Genomic DNA, 14,463 nt, shown 5'->3' on the forward strand with positions numbered 1-14,463 from the left:
TTATTAATAAATTCTACTAATTTATAATAAAAATAATTTTTTTAATTTGATAGAAAGCAAGTTTATACTAGAGTATCAAAGAATCAAATAAAAATCTTAATCATAAACAAGGAGAACAGAGGTGTTTAAATCGCTTGTGTCTAAACTATCTATTTTGGCAATTGCCATTTTTGCAGTTATTATGTCCGTGGTATTGTTCTTTAGCTACCGCTCAACTTTAACAAATATGGAGAATATGTATCACACCCTACAAGATTCTATACTAAAAGCAAGCCATACCACAATCAATATTACAATGAATATTGAAGCAAAACAGCATTTAGAGGTTATCGCTGATAGCATCTCTCAATTATCAAAAAACGATATCATCTCTCAACGCGAAATACTTTCACATATCGCTGAAGCGGTAAAATATCCTGATGCTTTTGTTGTCTATGAAAGCGATGGAAGCTACATAGAAGAAGCTTATCACGAGAAAGCTTCAGCAAACTTTAATGATGTTTTAGATTCCACAGAAGTAGATATGCGCACACGCCCTTGGTATCAAGCAGCAAAACAAACTCAAAAATTCCATGTAACCAATGTTTATATAGGAACAGTTGGTAGCGTTAAGGGAAAAAAAGTTGCAACTGCTGTATTGCCTTTTAAGAAAAATGGGGTATTTGCTGGGGTTGTGGGTGTAGATATTATCATTGATGGCTTCCAAGATAGATTTAAAAACTTTGATACAGAATCTTTTCCATCACTCTCTGTTTTCTTAATAGATAATTACGGAGAAATTATATCCCATAAAAATCCAAATTTAATTTTAGATGGTAAAGAACTTCCAGTAGAAAAGCACTTGCGCGAACTCATTAAAACAAAGCCTAATGGAACCGCTACTTACAACAATGCAGAAGGCATTAAAACATTTGCATACTACAGGACATTTGATTTTGGTTGGACAATCGTAGTTTCTGCAAGTTTGGCAGACTATTCAAGAGCAGTCAATAAAGCAACTTTAGAAACATTGATTCAAACAATTGTTTTAATGCTAGTTGGAATCGCATTGCTCTATTTTGCGATTCGTTATTTTCTAAAACCTATCACAACAATCCAACAAGGTCTAGCACGCTTTTTTGCATATCTAAACAATGATATAAATGAAGCACCTAAAGCAATTATGATCCACTCCAAAGACGAATTTGGCGCAATGGCAAAAGAAATCAACACAAATATCCAAAATATTGAAGCAGGGCTCAAACAAGACTCCCTAGCCATTGCACAATCTGCACAAACAGCAAAAGCAGTAGAAAGTGGAGATTTAACAGCTAGGATTATAGAAAATCCTCATAATCCACAATTAATAGAATTAAAAAATGTGCTCAATAATATGCTAGATGTTCTACAAGAAAAAGTAGGCTCTAATATGAATGAAATCCATAGAGTCTTTGAATCTTATAAATCCTTAGATTTCACAACAGAAGTGCAAAATGCTAAAGGAAGTGTAGAGGTTACTACAAATATTTTAGGTGAAGAGATTAGAAAAATGCTAGCTTCTTCTGAAAGCTATGCAAAAGAATTAGTAGAACAAACAGATGTTTTACAAGAATCTATGAATAAACTCTTAGATGGTAGCTCATCTCAAGCAAGCTCACTTCAACAATCAGCAGCAGCTATTGAAGAGATTAGCTCATCAATGCAAAATGTTAATGATAAAACTACAGAAGTAGCAAGACAAGCAGAAGATATTAAAAACATTGTAGGAGTCATTAAAGATATTGCAGATCAAACAAACTTGCTTGCTCTTAATGCTGCTATTGAAGCAGCAAGAGCAGGTGAGCACGGAAGAGGCTTTGCAGTTGTAGCAGATGAAGTAAGAAAACTAGCAGAGAGAACAGGAAAATCACTTAATGAAATTGAAGCTAATGTTAATGTGCTAGTGCAAGGTGTTAATGATATGAGTGAATCTATTAAAGAGCAAACTCAAGGTGTCAGTCAAATCAATGAAGCTATTGCTCAATTAGAATCTGTTACACAAGATAATGTAAGTGTTGCAAATCACACTAGTGATATTTCAACAAATGTTAATAAGATTGCAGATGATATTTTAGGAGATGTGAATAAGAAGAGGTTTTAGGGGAGTAAGGGAGTTTTTATAACTCCCATTTCTTATCAAGACTTTTTAGGATACAAAGAAGCATGCCAAATAGAAAATCCAACTAACGCTACACCTGCTGTTATATGGATTGTTTTTGCAGTTTTGTTTTTCAAAAATAATGCACTTCCAGCTGTTAGTAACAAACTAGTGCTCATACCTATCTTTGCAATCTCGCGCTTTGTTTCAATAGAGATTTTATTGTCTTTAATTTCTAATTCTTTTTGCATATTTTCTCCTATTTTCTTTGCTTCTTTTTGGAATATTTTTTATACTTTAAAAACGCTTGTTTTGTCATTTGTGCTGTTAAAAATCCACTTCCAGCAGCTGCTAAGATCAAGAAAAATGGCATTAAACTATTTGCTTCTTTCTTACACGAATTCTTTGTAACGCATTTAAAAGCAAGCCAATAGTGGTTCCATTGTGCATAAATGCCGTTTGAATAGGACTTAGTTTTCCAAGAGTTGCTAAGATTAAAATCACAGAATTAACACCCACTGTAATCTTAAATCCCCTTTGCACTTTTCTAAGACAGGCAATTGCAAGTTCCCTAGCTTCCGCTACTGCTTCAATATCATCACGCAATAGCACCACATCAGCACTTGCCTTTGCAATATCAGCCCCCTTGTGCATACCAATCCCAATATCAGCACGGATTAAAGCTGGAGCGTCATTGATTCCATCTCCGACAAAAGCAACCTTTTTGCCTTCTTGCATAATTTGTTCTAAAATCTCCGCCTTTTGTGTAGGTAATAACTCTGCATAATAGCGATTAATTCCAAGCTCTTTAGCGATTTTTTCTGCCTTTTTCTTCGTATCGCCTGTTAGCATAATAATCTCTTTAATCCCGCTTTTACGCAATCGCTCCAATGCTATCTTTGCGTTCTCTCTTAAAGAATCTTTAAGCAAAATCATTCCCAAAAGCTCTTTGTCATAGCCGATAAACAAGGGCATTTCACCGCTTTCTAAAATCATTTCAATTTCTTTATTTTGCGCCTTAAAGCTAATCCCTTCATCATCTTCTAAAAAATGCCTAGAACCTATCACAACGCTTTTGCCATTAATCTCACTTTTCACGCCATGTGCCACGATAAAAGTTACCTCATCGTGATGAAAATGCTTAAAGTCCTTATCCTTTGCCGCCTTTACAACGGCTTGTGCCACTGGGTGAAAATAATGCTCTTCAATACTAGCGGCAAGATTTAATACCGCATCTTTATTCCAAGTTTTGTGAAAGGAATACACATCAAGCACTTCTAAATCCCCTTGTGTTAGCGTGCCTGTTTTATCAAAAATAAACACTTCACTAAGTTGCAAGGATTCCAAACTTTTTGCCCCTTTAATGATGATTCCTTCTTTTCCAGCACTTGAAATTGCAGATTTAAAGGTTACAGGCGTAGTAAGCTTTAATGCGCAAGAATAATCTGCTTGCAACACGCTAGCACTACGCATTAAATCCCGCGTTAAAATATAAGAGAGTGTCGCAAGTCCTAAAGTAATCGGCACTAAGGAATCTGCCATTTTAGAAGCATTAAGTTCTTGTGCAGATTTTTGCACTAAAGTTTCTTCAATATAGTTTTTAATCCTAGCCATTGCTGTTTGCGCGCCCACAGATTCTGCCCATACTTTAATTTTCCCTTCTTGCACGATTGTGCCAGATAGCACCCTATCACTATGCCCCTTTTGCACGGGAGTTGCTTCGCCTGTCATTGAAATTTGATTCACAAGTGCTTCCCCATCAATAATATGCCCATCAACTAAAATCGTATCACCCGCGCCAATTACCACAATATCGCTAACTTTTAACTCTTCACTTGGAATTTGTTTTAAAACACTCTTTCCATTCTCTACACGCTCAACCCAAGCTAAACCACTCTTCTGCTTGGCTAACTCTTTAATCAAATCATCGCTTTTATACATTGTTATTTCTTCAATATATTCGCCAAGTGCTAGCATAAAATTTGTGGAATTTGCTGTTTTAAAATCTTTTAAATAGAGAGAAATTGCAACTGCCATCGCTTCTAAAGAACGGGAGTTGATTCCATGCTCAAAAGTTTCTTTTAATCCACTAAAAAGCAAAGGAGAAGACGCAATAAGAGAGAATCCGAGTTGAGCCGTGGCATTATTTAATAAAGGCGAGAGCAACAACGCACTCCCAGCACGCGTTACTTCTGATGAGCTTGGAATCTCATCTCTTAAGGCTAAATAACTCTCATCATTCCTAATTAAATCCGATTCCACAGCAATACTATTTAACACTTCAAAAAGTGCGCATTTTAAGCTTTCTAAATCCCCACAATACTGCAAAATAATATTGTTTAAAATCGCATTGACACGCACTTCACTCACATTTGGTATTTCTTCTAAAGCCACACGAAGTTGTATGGGATTAACCCTAAAACCCCTTTTGCAAATGTATTTAAAACGCGCTCTTTTAGGCGTTGCGTGAAGCAAAATCAATCGCATTTTTAGCCTTAAATTTTATCACTATCATGGATTTCAGCTTTTGCATCTTCATAGCGTTCTTTTAGCTCTTCAATCCCGCTTTCAAATAAGCTGCTAATCTTTGCAAAGCCTTTAAAAATTGCTCTTTGCGCATTTTCATTTGTTAAAATAAAAGTTGCTGCCGCGCCAATTAATGCCCCTTTTAGAAAATCTTGTTTGGAATTGTTAGAATCCAAAAAATTTCCTAAAAAATTTTGCGCGCTATTTTGCGTATTGCCCTGTGCTTGTAAAATTGAATTTTGAGAATTCTTCACTCCAGAATCTGCTTGGTCAATATAGGGATTATTTGGATTTGGTTGTGCCATATTGGTCCTTTGTTAAAAATTTTGTATTAGCGCAGCAGCCCTTGCTTGCTAGCGTTTGGATTCCATACACGCTCGCTGCTCCAACAGCAACAAATGCAGAAGCTTCAATGATTCCCTGCGTAGTTGTTTTTGTATTGCTTCCTAATGCATTTGCTGCTGCAATGCCGCAAGCCGTAATGATTCCACCTTCTACACTTGCCTTAAGCGTATCTGTAATTGCTTCTTGCCTGCTAATTTCCTTGCGCTTATATTTTGCATACGCATACGCCCCACTTAGCATAAATGCAATAAGCCCCCCACTAATTGCATGTCCCGTAATAGAGCGCGGAGTGCCTGTGTTTGCTACCATTAATTCTCCTTTTTTGTAGTTTTACGCGTTGCGCGTTGTTTTGGGCTTTTGGATTCCATGTTTTGTAAATCTTGATGAGATTCTTGTATTTTAGATTCCGTATTTAGTGCATTTTTAAAACTATCTTTCGCGTAATTTAGCGCATTATTAGAGATTTCTTTTCCCTTGTTAATACTTTCACTTAAGCCTTTTTGAATATTTTGAGAAAAATCGCTACTGCTTAACTTTTCTTTAATCTGCTCTCTTTTTGTAAATAAAAGTGCAACTCCTGCACCAACTGCCAATCCTGCAATAAATGGTAATGCCATAATTTACTCCTTGTTTTGATTTAAAAGTTCATTGCAAATAATCACGCCAAATGCGCCTACAATCACACCGCCAACCAACGAATAATTAAGTCTGCTCAAGAAGTTTTCTAGCTGCTCTTGATTAAGCGTGCCTTCCTTTAGCTTCTCAATCATTTCACCTGTTTCATCTAAAAGTTCCCTGCCATTATTTAGCATATCCATTAGATTTCCTGTATTTTTAGAGCTAGCAAGTGCTTGTTGAAGTGCTGGAATGTGATGATTAAAACTTGCAGCTTGCAAACGATAAAATACATCTAAAATCTCTAGGTTTTGCTCCTTTGCAATTAAATCATTATAAAGCGCAATATTTGCATTTTCTTGTTCTAGCGCGATTTGCAAAGCTTCTATTGCATTACTTGGGAGTGCGATTGTGTTTAAATAAGGATTATTAGGGATAGGTGAATTTAACTTTTGAAGCTGAAAAGTTAATGCATTAATATGTGCATTCTCTGCATTTTGCAGATTTGTAAAAATCTCTCCAAATGGAATTGCTAGTGTATAAAAACTATATGCCTTATATTCATCATCTAATGCTTGCAATAAATTCTCTTCACTCATACAACCTCCTTACACTTTGATTAATAATTTCTGCAATTTGCTCTAGCGACTCTCCTTTAATACAATCCTCCCAAAGTGTAGGGCTTAATAGGTTAGAATCGTAATGGATAGTTAAAGAACCAATTAGTATATTAAACTTGAGTGATTTAATTAATGGAATCTTTTCTAACACTTCTAAAAGCGCCTTTGGGTTTATCCCCTTTTCTTGCGTAGCAGCTTTTAACTTTAGGCTCGCTCTTAAGCGGATTCTACCTTTTGTATGATGCACAATAGAAAAATAATCCTTTAAAACCAACAAATCACTAGGCTTTATTTCTAAATTTCGCAAAGTCTGAAGCAATGCCACTTTGTCATCTTGCATAATCATTCGCTTAAAAATTAATTTGGTAAGGATTTTAGAATAAAGGTTATAAAAATTTTCTTAATAAAAAATAATGAGATTTAATTAATAAAAAGGAGTATCATATTTATGGTATTTTTTAAAGCAAAAAAATTTTAAAAAATAAAAAAAATAAGAATCAAAAATAAGTTAATCTTGGGAATTAAAATTAAAAATTTTAGCTTCTTGTGTTTTAGATTCCATATTTTCCTCTAAAATAAGTTCTGCTTTTTGACTATCAATATCTACCAACCAATAAAATCCTGCTACTTTTTGGATTGATGGCTTAACTCTAGCAATTTGATAACCTTGCTGTTCTTCCACTGACTCTACAACACCAACAAACACGCCCGGATAAAAAATTTCATCAAAACCACTTGTATAAACACGCTCCCCAATTGCAACCTTAGGATATAAAGGAATATAATCCACTACAAAGCCTTTATTTAAATCATATTTTGCAACACCGGGAATATTTTTATCCCCTACCATCACGCTATAACTACACTTCTCATCTCCATTTAAATAACCCAGCAAGCGACCACTTTGCATTATAGCAATTCCAGCAACTTGATTTTCACTAATTAGCCCAAAAATTGTTTTTTCTCTTTGTTTTAATGTTTTATTTTTTTCAAGCCAAACTTTTGTGTAATTATTTATCTCTACATAAGAAATCATTCTAGTAAATGCAATTTGCATAACGCTTGGTTTCACTTCCAAGGCTTGCAAAAGTGCATTGTGTTCAATCTTTAAAGCATCGTAAGAATATTGTAGCTTTTCCTTATCTGCAAGTGCGTTTGTCAATTCTTTGATTTGCTGCACTTGATTAAAATGACGCGTGATAATATCAGCAACATTATTATTTAAATTTAGGATTCCAATTTTTATAGAATCACTTAAATACAAAACCTTTGAGTGAAGTTCTTTGGATACCTGCATTGCGATAAAAAATGCAACCACCAAGAATAGCACCCAAAGAAAAAGTTTTTTCAAAACAAGCCCTTAATCACTCGTATGTTAGCTGCTGTAAAACATCAATTTCTTCTAATGCTTTACCTGTTCCTTTTGCCACACATAAAAGCGGTTCATCGCCTACATACACAGGCAACTTAACAATATCTGAAAGATATTTATCAAGCCCACGAATTAATGCACCACCACCTGTTAATGCAATCCCATTTTCCACAATATCCCCTGCTAAATCTGGTGGCATTTGCTCTAACACATCTTTTAGCGCATTTGAAATTTCTTTAAGCGTTTCTTTCATTGCCTCTCTCATATCTTCACTTGTAAGTTCAATAGAATTTAAAAGCCCACTCACTTGATCACGCCCTTTAACTTGCATTATCAATGGCTCTTCAAGACTAATTGCTGAACCAATTTGAATCTTAATCTCTTCTCCAGTTCTCTCCCCAATCAAAAGACTATATTTTCTGCGCACATAATCCACAACTGCCATATCTAGCTTATCTCCAGCTGTGCGTAAAGACTTTGAGATCACAAGCCCACCAAGAGAGATCACACCAATCTCTGTTGTTCCACCTCCAATATCCACTACTAAGCTCCCCTTAGGCTCTTTTACTGGAAGTCCTGCTCCAATTGCTGCTGCCATAGGCTCTTCAATCAAAAAAACTTCTCTAGCCCCAGCACTAATAGCTGATTCTCTAACAGCCTTGCGTTCAACCCCTGTTAGCCCATAAGGCACGCACACAATAATTCTAGGGCGCATTAAAGCCTTTCTTCTGTGTGCCTTTTCAATAAAATGGCGGATCATTTTCTCTGTCATATCAAAATCTGCAATTACTCCATCTTTCATAGGTCTAACCGCTGTAATGCTTCCGGGAGTTTTACCTACCATTTCTTTTGCTTCGTGTCCTACGGCTAAAATCTTATTTTTTCCATAGCGGTCATTTTGCACCGCTACAACAGAAGGTTCATTAATAATTACTCCCTGCCCTTTGACTAAAACAATCGTATTTGCCGTCCCAAGATCAATGGAAATATCATGTGAAAACCAACCAATTATTTTATCTATCAACATATTCTCTCTCTTTTTATGGATTTAAGCACTTTTTTTGCTTGTCTTTTTTTGCTTTATTAGCATAGGTTTTGCTTCTTTTAATACAGCTTCTTTTGTAATAACTACTTCATAACCACTAAGCTCTGGCAATTCATACATCACATCTAACATAATCTCTTCCATAATCGCACGCAATCCTCTAGCCCCAGTTTTTCTAGAGATGGCAAGTCCTGCAATCTCTTGCAATGCTTCGTCTTTAAAAGTGAGCTGCGCGCCATCTAAAGAAAAGAGTTTTTTATACTGCTTTGTTAGGGCGTTTTTAGGTTTTTGCAAGATTTCTATCATTGCTTCTTTTGTGATTTCCTCCAAGGTTGCAAACATATGCAAACGCCCAATAAGCTCAGGAATAAGCCCATAACTTACTAAATCATCAGGCTCAACAAACTCTAACACATATTCTAATTCCTTCTTTTTACCCTTTTTATTGTGGAATCCCAGCGTATTGCCACCTAAGCGACGCTCAATAATATCCTTTAGCCCATCAAATGCCCCACCACAGATAAATAAAATATCTTTTGTGTCGATTTGAATAAACTCTTGATTTGGGTGCTTTCTGCCACCTTTTGGAGGCACATTTACCACACTGCCTTCAATAATTTTTAAAAGCGCTTGCTGCACGCCTTCCCCTGAAACATCACGCGTAATTGAACGATTCTCTGAAAGTCTTGAAATCTTATCAATCTCATCAATAAATACGATTCCTTTTTGCGCCTTTTGTATATCTCCACCCGCCTCTTGCAAAAGTCTTGTTAAGATATTCTCCACATCCTCGCCCACATATCCAGCCTCTGTTAAACTTGTCGCATCACAAATTGCAATAGGGATATTTAAAAACTTAGCTAAAGTCTGCGCCATTAGCGTTTTTCCACTTCCTGTTGGACCAATTAGCAAAATATTTGATTTTGTAATTTCTGTATCATCATCATCTATCGCAGCTCCCTGTAAAACACGCTTATAATGATTATACACTGCTACACTAAAAACCTTTTTCGCCTTTTCCTGTCCGATAACATATTCATCAAGCACTGCTTTTAACTCTTTTGGCGACACGATTTTTAAATCATCACTTTCTTTTGCTACTTCTTCTTCCCTATCTATTTGGGATTCCACACCAAAAAGCAAGTTATAAGATGCAATAATACAATTTTTACAAATACAAGCATCATTACCTGAAATCAAAGGATTCTTAATAGATTCCTTACTTTTACAAAAATCACAAACTCTTTCACTCATAATTCTTCCTTACAAAAGGTATTCCGCGTGTGGAATCCATTATAAACTGACACATTTTTACAACATTTTCATCTTGCGGATTTTCCCCTAAAATCTCTTTGGCAATCTCTTTAATTGGCGCATTTCCTAAAAATAGGCGTTTATAAGCATTATGGATTTTATCAACTTGATGGTGTTCAAAGTTTTTGCGTAATCTATGCAAATTTAGCCCACGCACTACTGCACGATTTCCTTCTGCCATACAAAAAGGTGGAATATCCTGTGAAAGCGCGCTTGCTCCTGCAATCATTGCATAATCTCCTACTTTTACAAACTGATGAATAGGCGTTAATCCTCCAATATTTATATAATTGCCAAGCACGATATGCCCACCTAGCGTTGCTCCATTTGCCAAAATACAAGAATCTCCAATAATACAATCGTGTGCAATATGCACATACGCCATTAAAAGATTTTTATTTCCAATAATTGTTTTACTTCCACCACCTTCTGTGCCGGGATTTATCATTGTAAATTCTCTAATTTTATTATAATCCCCAAAAATCAAAGAATTTGGTTCTCCATTATATTTTAAATCCTGCGGTTGAGTCCCAAGCACTGCATTTGGAAAGACTTCATTGCCCTTTCCTAAAGTTGTATTACCAAGAATTGTTACACAATTATAAAGCTTACAATCATCACCAATTTTTACATCTTTACCAATCACACTATAATGTCCAATTTCTACATTTTCACCAATCACAGCCCCTTCTTCAATAATTGCTGTTTTGGCGATTTTCGCTGATTTTGCAATACTCACTTTATGCCTTTTTCTCTGCATTATCTACAACCATCGCTTTAAGCTCTGCTTCTGCAACAAGTTTTTCATCAACATACGCATAACCTTGAAGCACCCAAATCCCCCCTTTTTGCTTTATCACTTCAAGCTTATAAGTTAGTCTATCGCCAGGGACTACAGGATTTCTAAACTTAGCTTTATCAATACTCATAAAATACACGATTTTATCGCCATTATTATTTGCATTCTCACCAAACATACTCACAAACGCTAGAACGCCTCCTGTTTGTGCCATTCCTTCAATGATATACACACCCGGATAAATAGGCTGGACTGGAAAATGCCCATTAAACACATCCTCATTAATTGTTACATTTTTATAGCCTTCAATACTTACATTTGGAGTAATTGCTGTGATTCTATCCACTAACAATAATGGATAACGATGGGGTAAAATCTCACGAATCTTTTGCACATCAAAAATCATATTATTTTCCTTTTGTTTATTTATAATCCCATTTTGCCTGGATTTAAAATATTATTGGGATCAAAAGCCTGCTTAATGGAGCGAAATAACTGCATTTCTTCTTCAGAGAAAGCCAAATGCATAAAAGGTGCTTTAGAAAGCCCAATCCCATGCTCTCCACTAAGCGTTCCACCAAGCTCTACTGTGATTTTAAAAATCTCCTCAATTGCCTTATGCCCCTTTTCTAACTCTTGGGGATTTGATCCATCAACCATTACATTTGTATGCACATTGCCATCTCCTGTATGCCCAAAACACGGAATTACAACACCATATTTTTTAGACACTTCTGCAATTCTTTCTAAAAGCTCTGGAAGTTTTGAACGCGGCACAGTGATATCTTCATTTAATTTTTTGCTTCCATAAATCGTAATGCTAGGGCTTGCATTTTTGCGCGCAAACCATAAATCCGCTACTTCTTCTTCATTGTTTGCTTTAATAAAATTAACCGCACCATTTTCACAGAATTTCTCTTCTATCTTATTAATTTGATAAGTAATTTCTTCAGGCAAATTTCCATCTACTTCTGTAATCAAAATCGCTCCAGCATCTTTTGGTAAGCCTTTATTAAACTTCTCTTCTACAGCTCTAATGCTAAGATTATCCAAAAACTCCATTGCCACAGGCGTAACTCCACTTGCCATTGTCTTATACACAGCATTCATTGCAGATTGAATACTAGGAAATACACCCATAGCACTTTGTTTAAACTTTGGCTTACTTAAAAGTTTTAGCGTAATCTCTGTAATCACACCCAGCGTGCCTTCACTCGCAATTAAGATTCCAGCAATATTATAACCTGCCACATCTTTAATCGTTTTTTTGCCAGCACGGATAATATCCCCATTTGGCAACACTGCGCGTAACGCCATTACAAAGTCTTTTGTGATTCCATATTTTGCCGCACGCATTCCCCCAGCATTCTCACTCACATTTCCACCAAGCGTAGAATAATGCTCGCTTGCAGGATCTGGCGGATAAAACAGCCCCACAGCTTCCACTGCTTTTTGAAGTTGCATATTGACAACTCCAGGCTGCACCCTTGCTACCATATTCTCCATATCAATTTCTAAGATTTGGTTCATATGTTTTTCTAGTGCTAGCACAACACCACCATTTACCGCTAGCGAACCTCCAGTAAAACCACTTCCTGCACCGCGTGGAATCACGGGAATTAAATGCGTATTACAATATTTTAAAATCTCACTCACTTCTTCTTCATTATGAGGAAATACAACACATTCTGGATATTTTCGTTCCTTTGTTGCATCATAACAATACGCACTTAAATGCGCCTTATCACTAAAGCACTCTCCCTTACCAACAATGGCTTCAAGATCTTTAATATTTTGATTTGTCATCTTGCGCCCTTAAAAAATATTTTTAATTTGATTTGTAAAATACCTTGTTACGCGCCCAAAAAATGTTGCGTCTTCATCTTTAATCTCACCCTTTAAAAGTGCATCAAAATACAAATAATAATCTTGTGTTGTAACATCATTTATAAGATAAGAAAACCACGCTTGATTATCGCTTCCAATACGCGAAAAAAAAGGCAACATTCTCTCATTAATTGGTGCGCGCCCTGTAATATAATCTTTCTTTACAGGCTTAAAAGTTTGGCAATCCAATGCTTGCCCTTCATTAAGATTGACTAAATACACAATCCCAGCAGCATATTGCGTGCAAACCCTACGAAAATCCCCTTTAACAGGTGATGTATGTCCAACATCCATTAAATATGCCGCTAACAAATCTGGATGCAACCAAGTAACATCAGGATATACTGCTTTAATCTTTTCATAAATTTCTTGAGAAGGGGCTACCAAAAATGCGCGATCATTAAATGCACGAAAAATCACTTCATCATTTTTCTTTGGATACAAAATTGGTGCTGGAAATGCTCCTTGTTCCAAGCCCTCAAATGGTTCAAATGCGATTTTAGCGCGATTATCTTTAATCTCCACAACAGCAGCCCTAGCAACAATAGCTGAATGCTCTTTTGTAAACCAGCGCACAATCTCTCCACTTTCACCAACTTTTAAATCAAAAGCTGGAACATAAGCATAATGCCTAAAATCTTCATCTAACTCTACAATGGGAACAATAAGTTTATTTCCAAAAGGAGAAGCATAGGAAAAAACATTAAAAAGCACAAGAAACAAGGAATATTTCAAGAAGTATTGAAAGGAATTTAAAAATTTCATACACAAACCTTTTAAAAGCCAATAATTGCTGTGCGATTTTAATTGATATTTGCTTAAAGTGGAGCAATGTTTTATATAACTTTTGTATATTTTTTACAAGTTTTTAAGTTTTATACACAAATTTTTCACACAACTTAAATTCTAAAAATGTGGAATTCTTTTTGCTTAGATGCTCTTAACTCTAAAAAGGATTCCATTCTAAATGCTTATCAATCACAACTTAAACACATCAGGCTTAAATGAGATTTTTAACGAAGCCAATCGTCTTTTAGGAAGCAATACACAAACAACACAATCCAACGCAAAAATACAAAGTGCCGATAAAATCCAAGATGAAAAGCAAGATTCCGATTTTTCCACAAAAGAACGCATAACCTATGGGCTTGTAAGCCTAGAAATTATGAGTGATGAGCAATACAAAGCATTTGAGCGCGTTACAGCAAATATGTCTCCTAATGAAAAAATCGCAGTAGCACAAATTCTAACACGCGCTGGAAATCTAAGTGCTAGCGTGGAACACATCAGGGAGCAAGAAAAAGCAATTGCCAATCAAAATGCAAAAAGTGCGCAAGGCAATACACAAGGTTTTTTGGGCGTTACACAAAATGGCTGGAAAGAAGTTGCAAAAGAATTTCAAGACAATCTTAATAATCTTAATGGAATCTATACAAAACACTACAAAAAAGATATTACAAGCAACTACAATGATATTTTACGCAAAAACAATGAAGCAAAAACGCAACGCATTCTGCGAGAATTTAGCCATGCAATTTTTAGTGGTAGCGCGCGGATTGATACAATAGGCTAATTTTATCATTTTTTAAAGAAAAGAATACTAAAATACGCCTTCCACTTTTTGGTATGCCAAGGTAGCTCAGCTGGTTTAGAGCGCTGGTCTCATAAGCCGGAGGTCGGGGGTTCGAGTCCCCCCTTTGGTACCACTTAAGATTCTTTTTATAACTTTGCGCTCATAGCTCAGCTGGATAGAGCAACGGCCTTCTAAGCCGTAGGTCAGAGGTTCGAATCCTCTTGGGCGTACCACCTAAATAATTCCTATTC

At 35.9% G+C, this 14,463-nt stretch carries 16 protein-coding genes and 2 tRNA genes; 4 read left to right on the forward strand and 14 right to left on the reverse strand.

Annotation, left to right across the window (positions count from 1 at the left end):
• Positions 1-121: 121 nt before the first annotated feature.
• Entirely contained in the window at positions 122-2,119 is a 1,998-nt protein-coding gene (locus tag IP358_RS06840; protein WP_370525614.1) for a methyl-accepting chemotaxis protein, read from the forward strand.
• Between the two features lie 35 nt (positions 2,120-2,154).
• Here the strand turns inward: IP358_RS06840 and IP358_RS06845 are convergent, their stop codons facing one another.
• From IP358_RS06845 to IP358_RS06910, 14 genes are all read right to left on the reverse strand, one after another.
• On the reverse strand, positions 2,155-2,367 hold the full coding sequence (locus IP358_RS06845; protein ID WP_006802844.1) for a hypothetical protein: 213 nt from the start codon (positions 2,365-2,367) through the stop codon (positions 2,155-2,157).
• A gap of 121 nt (positions 2,368-2,488) precedes the next feature.
• Positions 2,489-4,603 carry a heavy metal translocating P-type ATPase gene (locus tag IP358_RS06850; RefSeq protein ID WP_006802845.1) on the reverse strand — a complete coding sequence of 705 codons (2,115 nt, stop codon included), beginning with the start codon at positions 4,601-4,603 and terminating at the stop codon, positions 2,489-2,491.
• Between the two features lie 8 nt (positions 4,604-4,611).
• Positions 4,612-4,947, reverse strand: a complete 336-nt coding sequence (locus tag IP358_RS06855; protein ID WP_006802846.1) for a hypothetical protein — start codon at positions 4,945-4,947, stop codon at positions 4,612-4,614.
• Positions 4,925-5,296, reverse strand: coding sequence for a hypothetical protein (locus IP358_RS06860; RefSeq protein WP_006802847.1), 372 nt, complete (start codon positions 5,294-5,296; stop codon positions 4,925-4,927). The genes IP358_RS06855 and IP358_RS06860 overlap by 23 nt, the downstream gene beginning before the upstream one ends.
• A complete protein-coding gene (locus IP358_RS06865; RefSeq protein ID WP_006802848.1) occupies positions 5,296-5,604 on the reverse strand; it encodes a YtxH domain-containing protein in 309 nt (102 codons plus the stop codon). The genes IP358_RS06860 and IP358_RS06865 overlap by 1 nt, the downstream gene beginning before the upstream one ends.
• A 3-nt stretch (positions 5,605-5,607) precedes the next feature.
• Positions 5,608-6,201, reverse strand: coding sequence for a ferritin-like domain-containing protein (locus IP358_RS06870; protein WP_006802849.1), 594 nt, complete (start codon positions 6,199-6,201; stop codon positions 5,608-5,610).
• A complete protein-coding gene (locus IP358_RS06875; protein ID WP_101357123.1) occupies positions 6,194-6,562 on the reverse strand; it encodes an HMA2 domain-containing protein in 369 nt (122 codons plus the stop codon). The genes IP358_RS06870 and IP358_RS06875 overlap by 8 nt, the downstream gene beginning before the upstream one ends.
• A gap of 168 nt (positions 6,563-6,730) precedes the next feature.
• Positions 6,731-7,573, reverse strand: a complete 843-nt coding sequence (gene mreC, locus IP358_RS06880; RefSeq protein ID WP_083781390.1) for a rod shape-determining protein MreC — start codon at positions 7,571-7,573, stop codon at positions 6,731-6,733.
• 13 nt (positions 7,574-7,586) lie between these two features.
• Positions 7,587-8,621: a rod shape-determining protein gene (locus IP358_RS06885; RefSeq protein WP_006802852.1), complete on the reverse strand. Its 1,035-nt coding sequence runs from the start codon at positions 8,619-8,621 to the stop codon at positions 7,587-7,589.
• Positions 8,622-8,642: 21 nt separating this feature from the next.
• Complete coding sequence (gene clpX, locus IP358_RS06890) at positions 8,643-9,893, reverse strand: ATP-dependent Clp protease ATP-binding subunit ClpX (protein ID WP_006802853.1); 1,251 nt, start codon at positions 9,891-9,893, stop codon at positions 8,643-8,645.
• A complete protein-coding gene (gene lpxA, locus IP358_RS06895) occupies positions 9,886-10,692 on the reverse strand; it encodes an acyl-ACP--UDP-N-acetylglucosamine O-acyltransferase (protein WP_006802854.1) in 807 nt (268 codons plus the stop codon). The genes clpX and lpxA overlap by 8 nt, the downstream gene beginning before the upstream one ends.
• Position 10,693: 1 nt before the next feature.
• Positions 10,694-11,158, reverse strand: coding sequence for a 3-hydroxyacyl-ACP dehydratase FabZ (gene fabZ / locus IP358_RS06900; protein ID WP_006802855.1), 465 nt, complete (start codon positions 11,156-11,158; stop codon positions 10,694-10,696).
• A 20-nt stretch (positions 11,159-11,178) separates the two neighbouring features.
• The gene (glcD, locus tag IP358_RS06905; protein ID WP_006802856.1) at positions 11,179-12,558 is read right to left on the reverse strand and encodes a glycolate oxidase subunit GlcD; all 1,380 of its coding nucleotides are present in this window, start codon (positions 12,556-12,558) and stop codon (positions 11,179-11,181) included.
• A gap of 9 nt (positions 12,559-12,567) precedes the next feature.
• Positions 12,568-13,404, reverse strand: coding sequence for a plasminogen-binding N-terminal domain-containing protein (locus IP358_RS06910; RefSeq protein WP_006802857.1), 837 nt, complete (start codon positions 13,402-13,404; stop codon positions 12,568-12,570).
• Positions 13,405-13,606: 202 nt separating this feature from the next.
• Between IP358_RS06910 and IP358_RS06915 the strand changes: the two genes are divergently transcribed.
• The 3 genes from IP358_RS06915 to IP358_RS06925 all read left to right on the forward strand — a co-directional run bounded on the left by IP358_RS06915 (position 13,607) and on the right by IP358_RS06925 (position 14,445).
• A complete protein-coding gene (locus IP358_RS06915) occupies positions 13,607-14,212 on the forward strand; it encodes a hypothetical protein (protein ID WP_006802858.1) in 606 nt (201 codons plus the stop codon).
• Positions 14,213-14,267: 55 nt separating this feature from the next.
• Positions 14,268-14,345, forward strand: a tRNA-Met gene (locus IP358_RS06920).
• 23 nt (positions 14,346-14,368) lie between these two features.
• Positions 14,369-14,445: transfer RNA gene (locus tag IP358_RS06925), tRNA-Arg, on the forward strand.
• The last annotated feature ends 18 nt before the right edge of the window (positions 14,446-14,463 follow it).

The organism is Helicobacter winghamensis ATCC BAA-430 (assembly GCF_028751035.1).
GTDB lineage: Bacteria > Campylobacterota > Campylobacteria > Campylobacterales > Helicobacteraceae > Helicobacter_D > Helicobacter_D winghamensis.